This window comes from Arthrobacter gandavensis (genome assembly GCF_015355785.1).
GTDB classification, from domain to species: Bacteria; Actinomycetota; Actinomycetes; order Actinomycetales; family Micrococcaceae; genus Arthrobacter_B; species Arthrobacter_B gandavensis_A.
The window spans coordinates 982,765-1,001,055 of record NZ_JADKYW010000005.1; the positions used below are offsets into that span (position 1 = coordinate 982,765).

Genomic DNA, 18,291 nt, shown 5'->3' on the forward strand with positions numbered 1-18,291 from the left:
TAGCGGAAAGGCATCCCCCATGAGACCTTCATCTCCTCGGCGGATTTTTTCGGCACTTCTCGCAGCGGGCATTCTGATATTGGCAACCGTGTCGGGGGCGTTCGCCGCCGCGCCGGTGCCGCAGTCCGTGGCCGCTGAAGTGGACAACAGCACCGGTCCGCAGTTCTACAGCGGGCTGAACGTGAACGTCCGCAATGACGTATCCGGGGACGTATACGCCTCCGGCCAGCGGATCACCATTTCCGGCAACATCACCGGTGACGTAATCGCCGCCGGACAGAGCATCACCATCAACGGCAACGTGGATGGAAACGTACGCCTGGCAGGGCAGGACATCACCATCAACGGTGAAGTCACGCGCAGCGGAACAATCTTCGGATCGACCGTGGACGTCAGCGACTCCGGTTCCCTGGGCCAGGACCTGGTCGGCGGCGCTGCGGATATCGCGATCGCCGGCGTCGTGGGCCGTGATGTTGAGGTGGGCGTTGGAAACCTCATCATCGACGGGTCGGTAGGGGGCAACGTCACCTACAATTCCGAGACGGATGCCAACATCGCCGACGGCGCGGTCAGCGGCACCGTTGAACGCATTGCGCCTGAACCGGTAGCCAAGCCGTCGGCAGGTGAGCAGTTCGTCGGCTGGCTGCTCGGGCTGCTCTACGCCCTGATCGCGCTGAGCCTCATCACGTTGTTCACCGGGTTGCTTCTTCCGCGCCTGCTGCAGCGTGTGACAGACCAGCTGGTACCGCGGCCCTGGAAAGCACTGCTCGTGGGGTTCGTCGCTTCCCTGGCCGTTCCGGTTGGACTGGTGCTCATTCTGATCACTTTCATCGGAGCGCCGCTCGCGTTGTCGGGCCTGCTGGTATGGATCACGCTCACGCTGGCAACGTTCGTATTCGGCGCCTACTACATTGGCCGGCTCATATTCCGCGGCAACCAGCATCCGGTGGTCAAGGCCCTGGTGGGCGGCGTGATACTCATCGTGGCACTGCATATCCCATGGCTGAACATCCTGGTGTGGCTGGCCATGGTGTTCTTCGGCCTCGGCGCGCAGCTGCTCGCCATCTACCAGAAGCGGCCGTGGCGCCGTGACCTGCACCCCGGCGGCGCCCCGGGCGCGGGCCCGGCGGGCGGTCCCCGGTACGACGACGGACAGCCCCCGATCCAGCCTCCGCCTCCCGTGCAGCCGCCGCCGGTTCAGCCGCCGCCTGCGCAGTAGTACCCGCCAGGGGCGGCCGCGTCACTGCGGCTGCTCCGGCGCGGGTTCCTGCCAGCCTCCGCGGCCGGCCCTGGACGGCTCAGCCGGTTCCGGCGCCCGCCAGATGACAATGAGCAGGGTAGCTATGGGACCCAGCAGGATCGAGACGAGGAACCAGATCCACCGAGAGCGGTTCTTCTGCTCGGCCAGACCCGCGTTGATCACGGCCAGGGTGAACCAGAAGGTGCTTTGGCTTACATAGTTGTCCATCGGGACACCCAATCACATCCCGTTCGGAGCCATCGCGCGGCCGCGCGGGAGATGTGCCGCGTCAGGCCTGGCCGGCCAACGACGCCGCAGCCTGGCTGGGTGCGCAGCCGAAGCGCTGGCGGAAGGCCCGGGCAAACGTGCCGGGGTCGAGGAATCCGGAAGCGAGGGCCGCGGCCTGCACAGCATGTCCCCGTTCCAGCAGCGCGCGGGCATGCTCCAGCCGGATGCGGCGGATCTCCGCTGCGGGTGAGGTTCCCGCTTCGGCAAAGAGCGCCTGCACCGACCGGGCGGAGAGATGCGCGGCGGCGGCGAGTTCCGCCGTCGTAAACTGCGGATCCGTAAAACGGGAGCTGATGGTGCGGCAGAGGGACTCGCGCAGCTCGGCGCGTGCCTGAGCAGGAGAGGTGCGCTGCGCCGGCCCCCGGCGGCGCAGGTCCTGCACAATCCGGGCCTCGGCTCGCGGAGCCGGGCTGAAGCTCAGGAGGGTCGCCTGGCCCTCTGAGATGCTGCGGGTGGTCCACTGCACGGGACGGGGGTCCCCGGCACGGGTCACGAACCATTCCGACGCCGGGGCGGTGCCGCCGGAGCCGACGATCGGGCATTCGTGCTCGGGGTACGGGGTGCCGTCCGGGCGGCGGCAGTGCAGCAGGTCATGGCTGGGACCGCCAACGACGTCGTCCTCCGCCCGGTAGCCCAGGAACCGGATGGCCGCCTTGTTCGCGAGGGACACGAGGCCGCGGGAATCAATGACCCACAGCGGTACGGGTGCTTCGCGGACCACCTGTGTCAGCAGATCCATTTCCCGCCCCTTCCCTCGGCTCTCACACGGCCCCCAGTTCAACACCCTAGGAACCCCGAAAGGCGCTTCCGTTGCCTGGTTGTTTCGGGCAGGTAAAAGGCCGCGGTCGCTGCGTTTTTTGCCGGATGGGCTGCGCAAAAAGCCTGACCGGCCGCTGCCGGGCGCTCCTAGTTTGGGTTCAGGGCAAGCGCCTGCAGAACCACGTACGAGGAGATCGACATGACGAACTGGAACACCACCCGCGATCAGGCGACCCTGAAGGTCCGCACCGCCGTCGCCCGTTCGGATTCATCCTGGGCGCAGCTCGCTGAGCAGCTGGACCGTCCGCTGCTGTGGACCATCGCCGCACTCCTTGGATCCCATCCCGTGCCGGCGGACCTGGCCGAGAAGGCCGGCGAGCTGCTGGACCTGGATGAGGAGACCGTGCTGGCGCTGCAGGAACAGCCGTACCGGATCGCCGGGGATTCGCTGAAGGATGACCCCACGATTTACCGCTTCTACGAACTGCTGGCGGTCTACGGCCCGGCGCTGAAGGAAGCCATCCACGAGGAGTTCGGCGACGGCATCATGAGCGCCATCAACTGCAACGTGGAGCTGACCCGCCGCGAGGATCCCGACGGGGACCGCGTGCGCGTCATCATCGACGGCAAGTTCCTGAAGTACCAGTGGTAGGAGGACGGCCATGAGCTATGTGATTCCCAAGGACTTCGCGGTCCGGATGATCGACGCCGGACACTCCAAGGTGATGCTCTCCACCCGGGACACCCTGATCCGCAGCTACATGGCCGGCGCCATCCTGGCCCTGGCCGCGGCGTTCGCAGTCACCGTCAGCACGCAGACCGGTTCGCCGCTGCTGGGCGCGGTCCTGTTCCCCATCGGCTTCTGCATGCTCTACCTGATGGGCTTCGACCTGCTCACCGGGGTGTTCACGCTGGTGCCGCTGGCCTGGCTGGACAAGCGGCCCGGCGTGACCTGGAAGTCGATGCTGCGGAACTGGGGGCTGGTGTTCCTCGGCAACTTCGCCGGTGCGCTGACCACGGCCCTGCTGATGGCGATCGTCTGGACCTACGGCTTCTCCTCCGCGGTGAGCGAGGTGGGCCAGGCCATCGGGCACATTGGCGAGGGTCGGACGGTGGGCTATGCGGACCACGGTGCGGCCGGCATGCTCACCCTGTTCGTGCGCGGGGTGCTGTGCAACTGGATGGTATCCACCGGCGTCGTAGGCGCGATGATGTCCGACAGCCTGCCGGGCAAGGTGATCGCCATGTGGATGCCGATCATGCTCTTCTTCTACATGGGCTTTGAGCACTCGGTGGTGAACATGTTCCTGTTCCCGGTGGGCCTGATGCTCGGCGGCGAATTCACCCTGATGGACTACCTGATCTGGAATGAGATTCCCACTGTGCTGGGCAACCTGGTGGGCGGCCTGACATTCGTGGGCCTGATGATCTACGGAACGCATGCCCGCACCGCACCGGGACGCCAGTTCACGGCAAAGGTGAAGGTTTAGGTTCAGAACAACGACGGCGGCGGGCCGGCATCCGGGGTTACCCCGGGTGCCGGCCCGCTTTTGTTCGGAGCAGCGGGGCACCGGCAGGCACGGATGCCCGGAAAGAGTCCGTCGGCAGGTGGGCCGCAGCTCCGCCACACCTGTAAATGCCGCCGACGCCGGTGCTAGCGTGAGGCACGGATTGATTCGCTGCGGGGCCGCGGGCCCTGCGGAAGGAGATCGTCATGACCCGGAAACTCCACGAATTTGCTGACCTGTACCGGCGCAGCGGCCCCTGGTGCGTCGCCTACATCGACGCTTCCGCAGGGAATGTGGACAGCCTGGAAGCCGCGGAGGTCCGCCCGGGCGACGTCAGGAGGGCGCTGGCCCAGCAGGGCGCTCCGCCGGCGGACCAGGAAGCCGCGGAAATTGCGGTACTTCCCGCTGAGGGGCTTCCTTCTCCCGTCTCACGCTATCTCCTCGTCTCGCAGGGCGCGGTCGCGTTGAACGAAGTCCTGTCCGGAGAGCTGGTACTTCCGGAGCGGGTCTCGGTGGATCCGGTTCCCGATCTGCTGCCGCTGCTCAAGCACCGCCCCGAGGAGCTGCCCTACATTGTTGCGGAAGTCTCCCGGGAGGACGCTGAGATTCGCCTGCTCTTCGTCGGGCGCGAAGATTCCTCCGTCGAGGATGTGGAGGGCGAGAAGGAAGACATCACCAAGCTCCCTGCCGGCGGCTGGTCACAGGACAAGTTCCAGCGGCAGACCGAGCAGGTCTGGCGGCGCAACGCGGACCAGGTCGCGGAGCAGATCGACCGGATTGTGGACAGCAGCGGAGCGAGGCTGATCGTGCTGGCCGGTGACGTCCGGGCCCGGGGACTGGTGCGGGACCAGCTCGCCGAAGCCCACCAGCCGCTGGTCAGCATGATCGATTCCCACATGCCGGAGTCCGGGGCCGGCCGCAGGGCGTTCGAGGACAAGGTCCAGGAACGGATTGCCCTGCTGTGGGCCGCGGAACAGGAACAGATTCTGGATCGACTGGCCCAGCAGCAGGGTCAGGCCAACCCGGAGTCCGTAACCGGTTTGGGCGGGGTGCTGACTGCGCTGCAGCAGGCCCAGGTGGACCTCCTGATCCTGAACGACAAAGCGCTGGCGGACCGCCAGGTACTGGCCCTGGGAGCCGAACCCTGGGTGGCCAGCGCCCCGGAGCAGTCCCTCGGTGCTGAGGTCCTGGGCCAGGTCCCCGCTCCGGCAGGCTTGATTCGGGCGGCGGCCCTGACCGACGCCAGTCTGCTGCTGGTGCCCGACGGCGTCCTTCCGGACGGCGTCGAAGCTGCGGCCCTGCTGCGCTGGCCTACCGGTCCTGCGGCGCCGGGCAGCTGACCGGCCGGCTCAGCCAGCCGCAGCGGCAATAATCTCGGCCAGGTCACCCGGCCTGCTCCACATAGGCCAGTGCCCGGTGGGCAGGTCGAGGACCTCTACATCCGTGAGTTCCGCGGTTTCGGCAAACATCGGATGCCCCGACCGGGCCAGCTCCATCATCTGGGCGCCCGGAATCGAGCAGCACACCAGTGTGGTGGGGACGTTGCGGCGGGCATCGTTGGCCAGTTCGAGCGGCTCGCGCAGCACCGCGCCGGGCTCCGGAACGGCCCGGGTCCGGAAGCGGTCGAGGACCTCGTCGCTCAGGCCCTCCAGGCTGGCCTGCTGGCCGAGCGACTCGAAGTCCGGCAGCGGAAGCTCTTCCGTGTCCTCCGGGAAGCCGGGCAGGAAGACGCTTCCCGCGCCCACCGGACCTGAGTCCACCCACACCATCCGGTGAATCAGCTCTGGGTGCCGGTCCAGCACCAGGCTCACGGGGAAATTGGCGCCGCTGTGCGCCACGAGGGTGACCGGTCCACCCAGGCTGGTGACGACGTCGGCAATTGCCGCGGCCTGATCCTCAAGGGTCAGCGTGGTGCGGGCGGGATCCCCGGGGTCGAGTCCGGGCAGGGTCAGCGCGGTGGCCTGGGCGTTTTTGGCGGCGAGGTGTTCCAGGACCTCATCCCAGGCCCAGGAGCCCAGCCAGTGGCCGGCGATCAGGACAATGGGGCTCTTTGTAGTGTTCATGTTCCAACCTTCACCCCTCAACCGGTCAGGTGTATGTCACTATTTATGTCATGAATTTTCGAGCAGTTCCATGAAGCGGACCGAGCGGCTCGTGGCCCTGTCCGAGATGCTGCGGCGCAGCGGGAACCGGGGCTGCTCGGCCGAGAAACTGGCCCGCGAGTTCGGCGTTTCCGTCCGCACCGTCAAGCGGGACCTCGACGCGCTGGAGAACAGCGGCGCACCCATCTGGTCCCGCCCCGGGCCCGGCGGCGGCTACGGCCTGACGGCCGGAGGGTCCCTGCCGCCGGTCACCCTCTCCCCCTCGCAGGCGGTGGCGCTGATGGCCGCTGTTTCCGCGGCGTCGGACGCCCCGTACGCTGATCTCGCAGCGGCCGGCGTCCGGAAGATCCTGGACGTGCTGGACCCGCGCACCCGCGCCCGGGCCGATGAGCTGGCTTCCCGCGTGTGGGTCAACGCCCCGCCCGCGTCCTCCCGGGCGGTTCGGTCCGCCCTGGAAGAAGGGATGGCAGACCAGCGGGTGGTCCGCATCCGCTACACCGCCAAGGACGGGGCAGTGACCACGCGCGACGTCGAACCCATCCTTTTCGCCTCCACCAGCGGCCGGTGGTTCCTGGTGGGATGGTGCAGGCTGCGGAACGGAATCCGGTGGTTCACCGTCTCCAGCATCGAACGGGCGAGTGTCACGGCACTGGCCTGCACCGGGCACACCGTTGAGGAGGTCGGCGAACCGCCGGCGAACGCCCGGCCGGTGTACTCCGGGTAGCCCGCTGGCCGGATAGCCCGCCGGGAGCTGCGCAGCCCAGCGCCGGTCAGGAAGGCTCGGTCAGGACCCAGGCGGCGCCGTCCGGCGGCAGGAGTCCGTCCGGGGTCAGCGGTGCCGACGCCAGCAGGACGTTCCCCTCCGGAAGCCGGCAGGGGTCATCGCCCATGGCTACGGCCAGGACCATGTTGTCCCCCCGCGCGCAGATGAGCAGGCCGTGGTCTTCAACGCGCCATTCGCAGGGATCACCCGGGGTGAAGATTTCCTTCTCGATCAGCTGCCGGCGCACGGTGAGCGCCTCGGTGACAAGGTTCAGGGTTGAGCCCGGATCCGTCCGCTGCGTCTGGACGGACCGCGATCCCCAGGAAACAGGTGTTGGCAGCCAGGGGTCAGCGGCGGAGTCGGGGGAAAAGCCGTAGGAGGAATCCGGCGTGGTGGTCCAGGGCAGCGGCACGCGGGCTCCGTCGCGGGACACCCCGCCCTTGGCCCACATGGGGTCAACCCGGGCACCCAGCGGCACCTCGACGTCGGGCAGTCCCAGTTCCTGGCCCTGGTAGATGTAGGCGCCCCCGGGCAGGCCGAGGACGGCGAGCAGCCCTGCGCGTGCGCGCCGGAGCCCGCAGCTGCCTCCGCCGAACCGGGTCACGGACCGGGGAACGTCATGGTTTTCAAGCGCCCAGGTGGGCGGCGCGCCGTAAGCCCGGCGGGCGGCTTCGAGTTCGGTGCCGACGGCGGCCCAGTCCGTGGCGTCCCAGCCCAGCTTTACGAAGGCAAACGCGAAGGCCTGGTGCATCTCATCCGGCCGGGTGTACCGGGCAGCCCGTTCCGGTGCCAGGTTCACCTCGCCCACCAGGATCCGCTCCGGCGTATAGGAGTCCGTCAGGCGGCGCCAGCGCCGGTACACCTCGTGCACTTCCTCCTGGTCGGAGACCTGCGGGTTGGAGCGCAGCCCGTCCACCACGGCGTCGGTGCCCGCGGCGTCCGGCAGGCCGTCGGCCTTGAACAGGGCGTGGGCCACGTCAATCCGCAGGCCGTCCACGCCCTTGTCCAGCCAGAACCGGAGCACGTCCTCGAAGTAGTCCCCCACGGCGGGGTTGCGCCAGTTCCAGTCCGGCTGCTCCGGAGAGAAAAGGTGCAGGTACCACTGGCGGTCCGTGTGCGAGCCAGGGTTCGCCCGGCTCCAGGCCATGCCGCCGAAGACGCTTTGCCAGTTATTGGGCGGGTTGCCGCCGTCGCGCCCGTCCGCGAAGTGGAACATGGCCCGCTCCGCCGATCCCGGGCAGGCCGCCAGCGCGGCCTGGAACAGCGGATGCTGCGAGGAGCAGTGGTTGGGCACAATGTCCAGGATGATCCGCAGCTCCAAGGCGTGGGCCGCGTCCAGCAGTTCGTCGAACTGTTCCATGGTGCCGAAGAGCGGATCGACGCCGCAGTAGTCGCTGACGTCGTAACCCTGGTCGATCTGCGGGGACGGCTGGAACGGGGTGATCCAGATGCCGTCCACGCCAAGGGCGGCCAGGTACGGCAGCCGGTCCAACAGGCCGGCGAGGTCCCCCACGCCGTCACCGTCGCCGTCGGCGAAGGACCGCGGGTACACCTGGTAGATGACGGCGTCCTGCCACCAGCCGGAGCCCCGCCCCGGTGGTGCAGGCACTGTCATTTGGTGCCTCCGGAGGTGAGTCCCTCGACGATGCGGCGCTGGAAGATCAGGACCATGATCACCAGCGGAACCGTGACGATCACGCCCGCTGCCATCTGCTCGCCAAAGGGTGCCTGAAACTCCGTGGCGCCGGTGAACTTGGAAATAGCCACCGTGGCGGTCTGCAGTTCCGGATCATTAATCATGGACAGGGCGATGATGAACTCGTTCCAGCTGTGGATGAAGGTGAGGATCGCCGTCGTGAAGACTCCGGGGGCCGCCAGCGGCAGGAGGATCCTCCGGAATGCCTGCCACTTGGTGCAGCCGTCAATCATTGCCGCTTCCTCCAGGTCGAAGGGCAGCGCCTTCATAAAGGTGGTGAGGTTCCAGACGGCCAGGGGAATGGCAAAGGACAGGTTGGGCACGATCATCGCCTGGTAGGTGTTGATCCATCCTATGTCCGTGAACAGGCGCAGCAGCGGCACCACCACGGAGATGCCGGGGAACATGGACGTGGCGATGACCAGGCCCAGGATCACGGACTGGAACCGGAAGTTCAGCCGGGAAATGGCGTACGCAGCGAAGATGCCGAGCACCAGGGCAGCCGTGGTGGTGATGCCGGCGACGATCAGGCTGTTCAGGAGGGCCTTGCCGAACAGCGTGGATCCGTCGAAGACCTTGAGGTAGTTCTCCATGGAGAACGGCTGGGGAATCAGGGAGTTGTCGAAGATGTCCGAGGTGCGCCGGAGGCTAGAGACGAGCATCCAGTAAAACGGCGAAAGGCAGTATACGAAGATCGCCGCGAGTCCGGCGTACGTCAGGTAGCTCTGCCAGCCGCGCTTTTTTGGTGCCCGCTGCGGGGCTTCTTCCGGGTTGTCCGGACGGGTGAGGACGGGAATCTGTGTCATGAGGATGCCTTTGCCTTCCGGGCGGAACCTGCCTTGCGGAGGCTCCGCATCTCCTTAGTGCCCGCGACGTCCGCGCCGAGCAGTTTCACGAAGAGGATTGCCACCAGGGCCACGTAGAGGAACAGGATGATGGCGAATGCCGACGCCGAGCCGTAGCGCAGCTGGTTTGATTCGTCCCACGCGAGCATCGACAGGGTCTCCACGGATTGCTTGCCCGGGCCTATCAGCACAAACGGCAGGTCGAACATCCGCAGTGCGTCGAGGAGCCGGAACAGGACGGCGACCAGCAGCGTGGGCTTCACCAGCGGGAGGGTGATCGAGCCGAGCTGCCGCCACCAGCCGGCACCGTCGATGCGTGCCGCCTCATAGACCTCTCCCGGAATGACCTGCATCCCGGCCAGGACGAGCAGGCCGATGAACGGCGCGGTCTTCCACACTTCGGCGATGATCACTGCGGCTTTGGCTTGGAACCCTTCGGCGGTCCACAGGATCTCGGTGCCGATCAGGGTGTTGGCGATGCCGTCCGACTGGAAGATCCAGCGCCACAGAAGGCCGGAGACGGCGGTGGGAACGGCCCAGGGAATGAGGATGCTTGCGCGGAGGATCGCCCTGCCGCGGAAGGCCCGGTTCATGGCCAGCGCCAGGGCCAGGCCCAGGACGGTTTCAAGTGCCACGGTGGTGAAGGTGAAAAAGGTGGTGTTGCCCAGCGCGTTCAGGAACCGCTGGCCGGATTCCCCGGCCAGGAGATCGGTGTAGTTGGCCAGCCCGACGAAGCTCTCCCCTTCGGCTACGAAACCGTCCTCATCGAGGCCGGATTCCTCTCGAAAGAGCGACTGGTAGAGGGCGGACACAAGCGGGTAGGCGATCACGAGGGCAAGGACCAGCAGGGTTGGGGACAGCAGCAGCGCCGCCATCCTGCCTTCTCCGGCGGTGCGGTTTCCGGGTTTGCGTTTTACGGGGGCTGGGCCGTCGGGACGGCGCACAGGCGCAGCAGTGCTGGTACTCATGGCGTTCCTCACTGGGCGGGGTCTGGGATTCCTGGCTGCGGAGTCGGCCGCCGGCACCCATGCCGGCGGCCGACTCGTGGCTAGTCGGCTGCGAGCTCTTCGAGCTTGGCCTGCATGTCGGCGAGGGCCGTCTCCGGGTCTTTCTCCCCGGTGAGGGCCGCATACGCTTCTTCCTGGATCGCCGTCGTCGTGGCGCCGTACTGAACCACCTGGGGACGCGCCTGCGCGTTCTCCAGAGATTCCAGCAGCGTCGGGTAGAACGGTCGGTTTTCGACGACGGCGGGATCCTCGAGCAGGGAGGGATAGACCGGGGCGCGTGAACTCTTGTCCAGGCGGGCTTTCGACTCTTCCTCACTGGTGAAGAACTGGATGAATTCCAGGGCGGTGGCCTTGTTCTCGGTGAACGGCGAGACGGCGAGGTTCCGGCCACCCAGGGTGGAGACACCGGGATTGCCCCCGATGCCGGGCACCGCGCTGATGCCGAACTTGTCGACGACGGCGCTGGAGCCGTCCGTGGCGGTCAGCGAGGAGTAGACGAACGGCCAGTTGCGCAGGAACACGAGTTTTCCTTCTTGGAAGGCCCGGCGGCCCTGTTCCTCCAGGTAGGTGATGGCGTCGCTGGGGACCAGGCCCTCGTTGAATGCCTCGGTGAGCTGGGTGAGTCCGGCGAGGGCTTCCGGAGTGTCCACCGCCGGGGCGCCTTCATCGTCGTAGAGCTGGCCGCCGGCCGAGCCGACCGCTTCGGTGAAGTTCACCGTGAGGGCTTCGTTCTTGTCGAACTGCCCGGCGTAGCAGGACATGCCGTCAGCTTCGGGAAGGGCCAGCACCTTCTCGCACGCCGCTGTCATCTCTTCCCACGTGGTGGGCGGAGCGTCGATTCCGGCTGCCTGCAGCAGGTCGGTGCGGTGATAGAGCAGGGCGCCGTCCGTGTAGTACGGGGCACCGTAGAACGTGTCCCGGTAGGTGGCGGTCTCTACCGCCGCGGGGACCATCGAGTCGGTAGGCAGTGCGCCCTCGGGCAGCGGCATGATCCAGCGGTTCGCAGCGAACTCCGCGGTCCAGACGACGTCCAGGTTCAGCACGCTGAACGTGTCCGACTCGATCTGGGCGTTCTGCACCAGCTGCTGGCGCTGCTGGTCTGCGGAATCGGGGAGTTCGATGAAGGTCACCTGCTCCTCCGGGTGCTCGGCGTTCCATTTGTCGATGGTGTCCTGGGCGGCGCCGGAGGCGTCCCGGGAGGAAACGTAGTTGATGGGTCCCCGGCCTTCGAACGCAGCGGCTGCGTCCTGCTGCGCTTCGGGTTCCCCGCTGCTGCCGCCGCAGCCGCTAACGGCGAGCGCCGAGATGGTCAGTACTGCCGTTCCGAGCAGAATCCGTCGATTGTGGCGTCGTTGCCTCATGCTGTGCTCCTTGTGGTGGCGAGTGGTGCTTGGCTAGTTCGGGTGCTGGGCTGGATCCGGCCGCCGGGGCGGACCGGTGGAGCCCCGGGCGACGATGGAGTGCGGAACAATCCGGGCCCCAAGATCGCGGGCCCGCAGGATTTTGCCGACGGCCGTCCTGCCCATCTCTTCCAAAGGCTGGGCGACGGTACTGAGCGGCGGGTGGACATGCTGGGCGGTGGAAGTGTTGTCGAAGCCGAGTACGGAGACGTCCTGTGGGACGCGGCGGCCGCGTTCCTGCAGTTCGTTGACGGCGGCGGCCGCCATCTCGTCGCTGACGGCGAAGACGGCGGTGAGGTCCGGTTCCTGCCGGAGCAGTTCCGCCAGGGCGGGTGCGCCGCTGTCATAGAAGAACGTGCCGTGGGCGATGACGGGGATTTCCCCGGCCTCGCCCATGGCCCGCTCATAGCCGCGCTGCCGGGGATGCGCAACGAATACCGACGACGGGTCCCCGGCCAGCAGGCCGATTCGCCGGTGCCCGAGGGCGAGCAGGTACCGGGTGGCGTCGTAGGCCGCCCGCTCGTCATCGATGGAGACACTGGGAGACCCTGACTTGTCGCTAATGGCGACGGAGATCAGGGGAATGTTCGGGCCAAGGAACTGCCTCATTTCGTCCGTGATGACGGCGGAGATCAGGATCACGCCTGCTGCCCGGTAGGTCCGCAGCGTCCGCAGGTAGCCGTCGATGAAGACCGATTTCAATCCGGTTCGACCGAGCATCACGGCATATCCCTGTTCGCGGGCTGCTTCCTCGACGCCGCGCATCACTTCGGAGGCCAGGGCGTCGGACACCATGGGCGCCAGCAGCCCGATGACGGAGGTCTGGCGCGTTTTCAGCCCGCGGGCCATGAAGTCCGTCTCGTAGTTGAGCTGGCTGACGGCATCTTCGACGCGCCGCCGGGTCTCTTCGGAGTAGCCCACAAGGCCGTTGACCACCCGGGAAACGGTGGCCGGAGATACGCCGGCGTGTTTCGCTACGTCCCGAATCGTTGTCATGTTCCTCCTCCGGGTGGGCTCCTGCGCGGGCGCAAACGGTTTACGTAAACGGTTGCGCGATCTGCGTCACACCCTAGAGGGAGATTTCCCGGATCCATCACGTTTCGTAAACGCGCGCGCTCGAGATGGCAAGCGGCCCGGTCAGCCGAGCCCTTCGAACACGTCGCCCAGGACCGGCGCTCCCGGCTGCCGGGGCGGCCAGGCCAAAACCAGCGGTTCGACGGCGACCATGCGGGTCCAGCGGGCATCCTCCTCCGCGTCCGGCGGCACCCCCGGCGAGATTACGTGGCGCTGCGTTCGGTGCTGCAGCAGCCCCGCTACGACCCGGTCCGCCACGGCGCTGACGTTGACCTCAATGCCAATCTCTTCATCCGGCACGGGGTTCACGTCATACATTCGGCCGGCTTCCCACGGCCGCTGCCCGCGCCGCATCCGGCCGCGGTTCCAGCGTTCCCAGGTAGAGCGGCGGATTCCGCCGTGCAGCAGCCGCCGCAGTCCCGGGCCACCGCCGGCCCGCAGACGGAGAAACGCGGCGTCGGTGGCGGCGCCTACGGCAATGTGGTCGGGATGCCCGGTGAGTCCGTCCGGGCCGAAGGTCGCGACGACGTCGGGGCGTTCCTGCGCCAGGATTCCGCCGATGCGGTCCACCAGCTCGGCGAAGGGCACCCGGTCCACGCCGCCGTCGTCGTAATCCAGCCATTCGTGCCGGTCCGGCGGCCGGCCGTGCGCGATCCACGCGGCCTCCATTTCCCGCCGGCGGATACTGCCCAGGTCCTCACTGGCAGGCGGATAGGCGGGATCGACCAGCCCGGCGCCGCCGTCGGTCGCGTGGACCAGGACAAAACGGAACCCCGGATCGTGCTCGTGCAGGGCCACGGTTCCGGCGAGCGCGTAGGCGTCATCATCGGGGTGGGCGACAATCAGGGCCAGGATGCGGGAACCATCCATCACGGCACCTCCCAGGAAGCTGAGGAGAGTTTTCCGCCACCAGTGCCAGCGTAGGACTTCAGCGCTACGGTAGGGAGGCGATGGAGCTGTTTAGTGCAGGGGGCTACGAGTTCGCGCGGCAGGTGCTGCAGCGCGGAATCGCCGCGGTCTATGTGGTCGCGTTCCTCTCCGCCGTCAACCAGTTTCCAGCGATGCTCGGCGAGCGCGGACTGCTGCCTGCTCCGCGGTACCTCGCCCGGACCGCCGGGCGGGGCATTCCCACCCTGTTCCGGTGGCGCTACACGGACCGGTTCCTGCTCGCGGTGGCCTGGACAGGCGCCGCCGTCGCGCTCCTGCTGGTGGCGGGCCTGCCCCAGCTCGGCCCGCCGTGGCTGCCGCTGGCCGCCTTCCTGCTGCTCTTCTTCCTGTATCTGTCCATTGTGAACATCGGCCAGACGTTCTACGGGTTCGGCTGGGAGTCGCTGCTGCTGGAGGCCGGATTCCTGGCGGCGTTCCTGGGCTCTGATGAGGTGGCGCCGCCGGTCACGGTGCTGTTCCTCTTCCGCTGGCTGGTGTTCCGGCTGGAATTCGGTGCGGGGATGATCAAGCTGCGCGGGGACCCGGTATGGCGCAACCTCACGGCGCTGTACTACCACCATGAAACCCAGCCGATGCCGAACCCGGCCAGCTGGTACTTCCACCACCTGCCCCGCCCGCTGCACAAGGTCGAAGTGCTGGGCAACCACTTCGCGCAGCTGGTGGTGCCGTTCTTCCTCTTCTTTCCGCAGCCGATCGCCGGAATTGCGGCCGCGGTGGTGATCGTTACCCAGTGCTGGCTGGTGCTCTCCGGGAATTTCGCCTGGCTGAACATGCTGACCATCCTGATAGCGTTCTCCGCCGTGCCGGATTCCTTCGTGCAGGCGGTGCTGCCGGCTGCCGTCGCGGCGACGCCGGATCCGGCCGCGACGCCGGTGTGGTTCGCCGTCGTTGTCCTGGCGATGACGGCCCTGATGCTCTACTGGGCCTGGGAGCCGCTGCGGAACCTGTTCCGGCGGGACCAGCTGATGAACGCCAGCTTCAACCGATGGCACCTGTCCAATGCCTACGGCGCGTTCGGGTCCATTACGCGTACCCGGCGCGAAGTGGTGCTGGAGGGAACGCTGGACGAGCCCGGCCCGGACGCCCGCTGGCACGAATACGGGTTCAAGGGCAAGCCCGGCGATCCGGCCCGGCGTCCGCGCCAGTTCGCCCCGTACCATCTGCGCCTGGACTGGCTGATGTGGTTCCTGGCCCTGGGTGCCTCCGGCGGTTCCTGGTTTCCGGTGCTGCTGCAGAAGCTGCTCGAGGGCGACCGCCGCATCCTCGCGCTGCTGCGCACCGATCCCTTTGACGGCACGCCGCCGCGCTGGGTGCGCGCTCGGGTGTACCGGTACCGTTTTTCCACCCCCGCGGAACGCCGGGCCGACGGCGTGTGGTGGGTGCGTGAGCCCGCCGGCTTCCTGACGGATCCCGTCAGCCTGGCCGGGCGGTGACGCACGTCCGCAGGAGATCCGGTGAGTGATTCAGGAGCTGGCGGCGAGGCGCGCAGTGACGGCTTGCTTTTCAACACTCCCACACGGCCCGGTGTTTGCCTCCCTCCCTACGCGTGAGGATGATTTCGAAATAGACCCTGGCTACGGGGGGTCAATCGCGGCGACAACGTCATGGGGGAAATGGTGTCAGCGGGGACAATTCTGCAGATCGCGCTAACGATCGGCGTCACCGTGTTCATCGCCCTTATTTCCTGGTGGGCACGGAAGCACCCCAACCGTGCCAAGGACCATCCGGAACGGATCCGCCCGCCCAAGGTGGTGCCGGGAGTCGGATGGCTCTTCATCGCCGTCGGGCTCCTGATGGGTCTGGCGGCCCTGTCCATTGATAACGCGGAGATTGGGATGGTTATCAGTTCCGTGGCCATCTTCCTTGGCGGGTTAGCGTTCCTGTGGATCTACCGGAAGGTCTACGTGGCGCCGCGCCCATATGAGCTGGCCTTCCGGAAGATCTTTGGGCCGGAGCAGGTGCTCCCCTACAGCGACATTGTTGATTACCGGATGCAGCGGCTGAAAGGACAGCCGTTTCTGTGGGTCAGATTCGCCAATGGCGTCAAATACAGCCTGAACGTCAATGCCTTTAATGTGGCGCCCATGATGCAGGCCATTGATTTCCACCGGGCCACGGGCCGCTGGCCTCTGCCGGTTGATGCTGCCCATCTCCCGCCTGGGGACGTTGCGGCCCGCAATCCCCAGCCCGATTAGATTAGTCCCATGACTTTCCCGGGGGCCGTGCTCGACATTTCTAACCTGTCCGTAGGCTACGGGGGCATGCCGGTGTGCGGGCCGATCACGGCACGCGCCAGCGCAGGGGAGATCCTCGGCGTCGTCGGCTTCAACGGTGCCGGCAAGTCCACGGCCGCCCGCACCATCGCCGGGAAGCAGCAGATGCTCGACGGCGAGGTGCGGGTCCACGGGCTGCCGGTCAACGAGGACGCTGTCCCGTTCCGCCGCGCTGTCGCCGCCCTGTTCGACGAGGATGCGTTCTTCCCCTCGCTCTCCGTGCGCGAGCACCTGCAGCTGGTCGCCCGCGGCCATTCGGTCCCGGATCCGGACGCCGCCGTCGACGCCGAACTGGACTTCTTCGCCCTGCAGGAGAGGGCCGACGCCGTTCCCGCCTCCGTCTCCTCCGGCCAGCGCCGCCGGCTGCTGCTGGCTTCGGCCCTGATCCGGCCGTCGTCGCTGCTGATCCTCGACGAACCGGAGCAGCGCCTAGACCCCGCCATGCGCGAACGTGTGGGAGAACGCATCCAGGCCTATGCCGACGGCGGCGGGACGGTCCTGCTGGTCACCCACGATCCGGCGCTGCTGCTGGCCACCGCGCAGCGGTGCCTGCTGATTGACGACGACGTCCGGGAGATCGCGCCCGAGCGCGCCGCCGCGGAAATCGCCGGACGCTGACCCATGACCACCGACACCGTCCAGACAGCTCCCTCCTTCAACCCGGTCCGCTACACCCGGCAGGCCTCGCGGGCCTTTTCCCGCGGCCGGACCCGGCTTCGGGATGCTTTCGTCGACGTCTACACCGCCGTGCTGGCGCTGGGAACTATCGCAGCCCTGGCTGTGGGACTTGTCCTGGCCCTGCGCGAGCAGGTGGCCCAGGCCTGGGACGCCGGTTCCGGGCGCACCCTGGTGGCGCCGCCGTCGTTCGCCCTGCCCGACGGCACGGCCGCGGCTGTGCTGGTGTTCGCGGCCCTGGTGATGGTGATGACCGTCGCCCGGAAGTTCGGCCCCGCGGCGGTCAGCGGGCCCGAGGGGTACTGGTGGCTGAGCCTGCCGCTGGACCGGCGGCCGATGGTGGCCGGGCGGCTGGTCCGGCGGCTGGCTGCCGTGGGGGCGGGTGCGGCCGTGCTGTATCCGCCGTTCGGGTTTGTGATGGACCTTGAAGCCGGCGCGGCGGGGCAGCTCCTGACCGCCGGAACGTTTGGGGTGGCTGCTGTTTGTGCCGTGCTGCTGGCGGCGTGGCAGCAGGCCCGGCCGACTTCGCGGGCGGCGGCTGAGCGGCGCCGCGGCATGCTTGCCGGCGTACTGGTGCTGGCGCTGCTGAGTCTGATCACGGTGCGGGTTGCCGCGGGGTCCTGGGCTTTGGCGATTACAGGGCTGTGCGTTACCGGCGCATTGGGCCTGCTCGTGTTCTCACGGCTGGATCGGATCCCGGGCCGGGAGCTGATCCGCGGCGGCGCGGTGTCCGGGCATGCCGGTGCCGCGGTGTACCTGATGGATCTCAATGAGGTGGGCCGGGCGCTTTCGGCAGAGCCCGACGGCGTTGCCTCCGGCCGTTCGGTGCGCTGGTATGCGCGGGGTGGTCGGACGCCGTTTGGTGCTCTGCTGCGTGCGGATACCGCGGCGTTCCTGCGGACCCGCGGCTTGTGGATCCGTCCGGTGCTGGTGCTGGCGGTGTTCGTGGTCGTGTTGCTGGCCGGCGGTGCGCAGCCTCCGTTGGTGCAGCTGGGGATGATTGCGGTGGCTGTGTTAGTGGCGGTTCCGGCGCTGGGTGCGGTGGCGCGGCGGACTGCGATTATGCCGGGCCTGGACATGCTGCTGCCGCTGCCGGCGTCCGTCGTGCGGCTGAGCCGGATGGCCCTGCCTGCCGCTGCCCTGGCGCTGTGGACAGCGGTAGTCTGCGCAATGCTGTTCCTGCTCGGTGCGGGCGATCCGTCGCTGATTACCCTGGGTGCGCTGGCCGGCGTGGGGTTTGGTGCGTCCTCAGTGCGCGGCGCGTACCGGGTGCAGCCCGACTGGTCCATTCCTCCCAAGGACACCCCGTTCGGCCCGATGCCCAGCGCGCAGGCCGGCTCCATGATCCGTGGTTTCGACACGACGCTTCTGGCGCTGGTTCCTCTGCTGCTCGGGCTGTTCCTGGGCCATGTGCCCGGGGGGCTGCTGCTGGCGCAGGCTGGGTTTTCGACGGTGTGTGTTCTTGTCTTGATGTACTCGAGTCCGAAGTAGGACCCGAACACGTTTGCACTTCGATACCGAGGATCACTGCCACGTAATCGGCGAATCTGTACCAAGTGCTTCGTCACGCTTACTTGGCCTATCGGCGTATTTCAAGTTTATTAGCTGACTGATGCGGTTCCCTCAATCAGCGCACCTACTCACACCCGGGATGAATGCACATTAGCCCCTTAGCAGTTGGCAGCTACCGAGTGCGAAATGTGCAGAGCGGTG

Annotated in this window: 18 protein-coding genes; 9 read left to right on the forward strand and 9 right to left on the reverse strand. The window is 67.4% G+C overall.

What is annotated here, in order from left to right; all coding sequences use genetic code 11:
- Nucleotides 1-79: 79 nt before the first annotated feature.
- Nucleotides 80-1,219, forward strand: coding sequence for a FapA family protein (locus ITX31_RS09745; protein WP_228529125.1), 1,140 nt, complete (start codon nucleotides 80-82; stop codon nucleotides 1,217-1,219).
- A gap of 21 nt (nucleotides 1,220-1,240) precedes the next feature.
- Here ITX31_RS09745 and ITX31_RS09750 read toward each other — a convergent pair whose 3' ends face one another.
- A complete protein-coding gene (locus ITX31_RS09750) occupies nucleotides 1,241-1,468 on the reverse strand; it encodes a hypothetical protein (protein WP_194783650.1) in 228 nt (75 codons plus the stop codon).
- A gap of 61 nt (nucleotides 1,469-1,529) precedes the next feature.
- Complete coding sequence (locus ITX31_RS09755; RefSeq protein ID WP_194783181.1) at nucleotides 1,530-2,267, reverse strand: helix-turn-helix transcriptional regulator; 738 nt, start codon at nucleotides 2,265-2,267, stop codon at nucleotides 1,530-1,532.
- 219 nt (nucleotides 2,268-2,486) lie between these two features.
- Between ITX31_RS09755 and cynS the strand changes: the two genes are divergently transcribed.
- From cynS to ITX31_RS09770, 3 genes are all read left to right on the forward strand, one after another.
- Complete coding sequence (gene cynS / locus ITX31_RS09760; RefSeq protein WP_194783182.1) at nucleotides 2,487-2,939, forward strand: cyanase; 453 nt, start codon at nucleotides 2,487-2,489, stop codon at nucleotides 2,937-2,939.
- A 10-nt stretch (nucleotides 2,940-2,949) separates the two neighbouring features.
- Complete coding sequence (locus tag ITX31_RS09765; protein ID WP_194783183.1) at nucleotides 2,950-3,777, forward strand: formate/nitrite transporter family protein; 828 nt, start codon at nucleotides 2,950-2,952, stop codon at nucleotides 3,775-3,777.
- 224 nt (nucleotides 3,778-4,001) lie between these two features.
- Nucleotides 4,002-5,135 (forward strand): Vms1/Ankzf1 family peptidyl-tRNA hydrolase, encoded by a 1,134-nt coding sequence (locus ITX31_RS09770; protein ID WP_194783184.1) that lies wholly within the window; start codon nucleotides 4,002-4,004, stop codon nucleotides 5,133-5,135.
- Nucleotides 5,136-5,144: 9 nt separating this feature from the next.
- On the opposite strand, the gene ITX31_RS09775 is transcribed toward ITX31_RS09770, so the two are convergent.
- A complete protein-coding gene (locus ITX31_RS09775; protein WP_194783185.1) occupies nucleotides 5,145-5,858 on the reverse strand; it encodes an alpha/beta fold hydrolase in 714 nt (237 codons plus the stop codon).
- 70 nt (nucleotides 5,859-5,928) lie between these two features.
- Between ITX31_RS09775 and ITX31_RS09780 the strand changes: the two genes are divergently transcribed.
- Entirely contained in the window at nucleotides 5,929-6,621 is a 693-nt protein-coding gene (locus ITX31_RS09780) for a helix-turn-helix transcriptional regulator (protein ID WP_194783186.1), read from the forward strand.
- Between the two features lie 46 nt (nucleotides 6,622-6,667).
- Here ITX31_RS09780 and ITX31_RS09785 read toward each other — a convergent pair whose 3' ends face one another.
- The 6 genes from ITX31_RS09785 to ITX31_RS09810 form a co-directional block, all read right to left on the reverse strand.
- Entirely contained in the window at nucleotides 6,668-8,275 is a 1,608-nt protein-coding gene (locus tag ITX31_RS09785; RefSeq protein ID WP_194783187.1) for an alpha-amylase family glycosyl hydrolase, read from the reverse strand.
- Entirely contained in the window at nucleotides 8,272-9,162 is an 891-nt protein-coding gene (locus ITX31_RS09790) for a carbohydrate ABC transporter permease (RefSeq protein ID WP_194783188.1), read from the reverse strand. Before ITX31_RS09790 ends, ITX31_RS09785 begins: the two co-directional genes overlap by 4 nt.
- Nucleotides 9,159-10,169: a carbohydrate ABC transporter permease gene (locus tag ITX31_RS09795; RefSeq protein WP_228529126.1), complete on the reverse strand. Its 1,011-nt coding sequence runs from the start codon at nucleotides 10,167-10,169 to the stop codon at nucleotides 9,159-9,161. The genes ITX31_RS09790 and ITX31_RS09795 overlap by 4 nt, the downstream gene beginning before the upstream one ends.
- An 80-nt stretch (nucleotides 10,170-10,249) precedes the next feature.
- Complete coding sequence (locus ITX31_RS09800) at nucleotides 10,250-11,569, reverse strand: ABC transporter substrate-binding protein (protein ID WP_194783189.1); 1,320 nt, start codon at nucleotides 11,567-11,569, stop codon at nucleotides 10,250-10,252.
- A gap of 33 nt (nucleotides 11,570-11,602) precedes the next feature.
- Entirely contained in the window at nucleotides 11,603-12,604 is a 1,002-nt protein-coding gene (locus ITX31_RS09805) for a LacI family DNA-binding transcriptional regulator (protein WP_194783190.1), read from the reverse strand.
- Nucleotides 12,605-12,745: 141 nt separating this feature from the next.
- The gene (locus tag ITX31_RS09810; protein WP_194783191.1) at nucleotides 12,746-13,552 is read right to left on the reverse strand and encodes a PIG-L deacetylase family protein; all 807 of its coding nucleotides are present in this window, start codon (nucleotides 13,550-13,552) and stop codon (nucleotides 12,746-12,748) included.
- 80 nt (nucleotides 13,553-13,632) lie between these two features.
- On the opposite strand from ITX31_RS09810, the gene ITX31_RS09815 reads away from it, so the two are divergent.
- The 4 genes from ITX31_RS09815 (at nucleotide 13,633) to ITX31_RS09830 (ending at nucleotide 18,069) form a co-directional block, all read left to right on the forward strand.
- Nucleotides 13,633-15,063 (forward strand): lipase maturation factor family protein, encoded by a 1,431-nt coding sequence (locus ITX31_RS09815; protein ID WP_194783192.1) that lies wholly within the window; start codon nucleotides 13,633-13,635, stop codon nucleotides 15,061-15,063.
- Nucleotides 15,064-15,234: 171 nt separating this feature from the next.
- Complete coding sequence (locus ITX31_RS09820; RefSeq protein WP_228529127.1) at nucleotides 15,235-15,825, forward strand: hypothetical protein; 591 nt, start codon at nucleotides 15,235-15,237, stop codon at nucleotides 15,823-15,825.
- A 9-nt stretch (nucleotides 15,826-15,834) separates the two neighbouring features.
- Nucleotides 15,835-16,521, forward strand: coding sequence for an ABC transporter ATP-binding protein (locus ITX31_RS09825; RefSeq protein ID WP_194783194.1), 687 nt, complete (start codon nucleotides 15,835-15,837; stop codon nucleotides 16,519-16,521).
- Nucleotides 16,522-16,524: 3 nt separating this feature from the next.
- The gene (locus ITX31_RS09830; RefSeq protein WP_194783195.1) at nucleotides 16,525-18,069 is read left to right on the forward strand and encodes a DUF6297 family protein; all 1,545 of its coding nucleotides are present in this window, start codon (nucleotides 16,525-16,527) and stop codon (nucleotides 18,067-18,069) included.
- The last annotated feature ends 222 nt before the right edge of the window (nucleotides 18,070-18,291 follow it).

Coding starts and splice junctions, on each gene's coding strand:
- ITX31_RS09750 (WP_194783650.1), bottom strand. CDS start 1,468: ATGGACAACTATGTAAGCCAAAGCACCTTCTGGTTCACCCTGGCCGTG.
- ITX31_RS09755 (WP_194783181.1), bottom strand. CDS start 2,267: ATGGATCTGCTGACACAGGTGGTCCGCGAAGCACCCGTACCGCTGTGG.
- cynS (WP_194783182.1), top strand. CDS start 2,487: ATGACGAACTGGAACACCACCCGCGATCAGGCGACCCTGAAGGTCCGC.
- ITX31_RS09765 (WP_194783183.1), top strand. CDS start 2,950: ATGAGCTATGTGATTCCCAAGGACTTCGCGGTCCGGATGATCGACGCC.
- ITX31_RS09770 (WP_194783184.1), top strand. CDS start 4,002: ATGACCCGGAAACTCCACGAATTTGCTGACCTGTACCGGCGCAGCGGC.
- ITX31_RS09775 (WP_194783185.1), bottom strand. CDS start 5,858: ATGAACACTACAAAGAGCCCCATTGTCCTGATCGCCGGCCACTGGCTG.
- ITX31_RS09780 (WP_194783186.1), top strand. CDS start 5,929: ATGAAGCGGACCGAGCGGCTCGTGGCCCTGTCCGAGATGCTGCGGCGC.
- ITX31_RS09785 (WP_194783187.1), bottom strand. CDS start 8,275: ATGACAGTGCCTGCACCACCGGGGCGGGGCTCCGGCTGGTGGCAGGAC.
- ITX31_RS09790 (WP_194783188.1), bottom strand. CDS start 9,162: ATGACACAGATTCCCGTCCTCACCCGTCCGGACAACCCGGAAGAAGCC.
- ITX31_RS09795 (WP_228529126.1), bottom strand. CDS start 10,169: ATGAGTACCAGCACTGCTGCGCCTGTGCGCCGTCCCGACGGCCCAGCC.
- ITX31_RS09800 (WP_194783189.1), bottom strand. CDS start 11,569: ATGAGGCAACGACGCCACAATCGACGGATTCTGCTCGGAACGGCAGTA.
- ITX31_RS09805 (WP_194783190.1), bottom strand. CDS start 12,604: ATGACAACGATTCGGGACGTAGCGAAACACGCCGGCGTATCTCCGGCC.
- ITX31_RS09810 (WP_194783191.1), bottom strand. CDS start 13,552: ATGGATGGTTCCCGCATCCTGGCCCTGATTGTCGCCCACCCCGATGAT.
- ITX31_RS09815 (WP_194783192.1), top strand. CDS start 13,633: ATGGAGCTGTTTAGTGCAGGGGGCTACGAGTTCGCGCGGCAGGTGCTG.
- ITX31_RS09820 (WP_228529127.1), top strand. CDS start 15,235: ATGGGGGAAATGGTGTCAGCGGGGACAATTCTGCAGATCGCGCTAACG.
- ITX31_RS09825 (WP_194783194.1), top strand. CDS start 15,835: ATGACTTTCCCGGGGGCCGTGCTCGACATTTCTAACCTGTCCGTAGGC.
- ITX31_RS09830 (WP_194783195.1), top strand. CDS start 16,525: ATGACCACCGACACCGTCCAGACAGCTCCCTCCTTCAACCCGGTCCGC.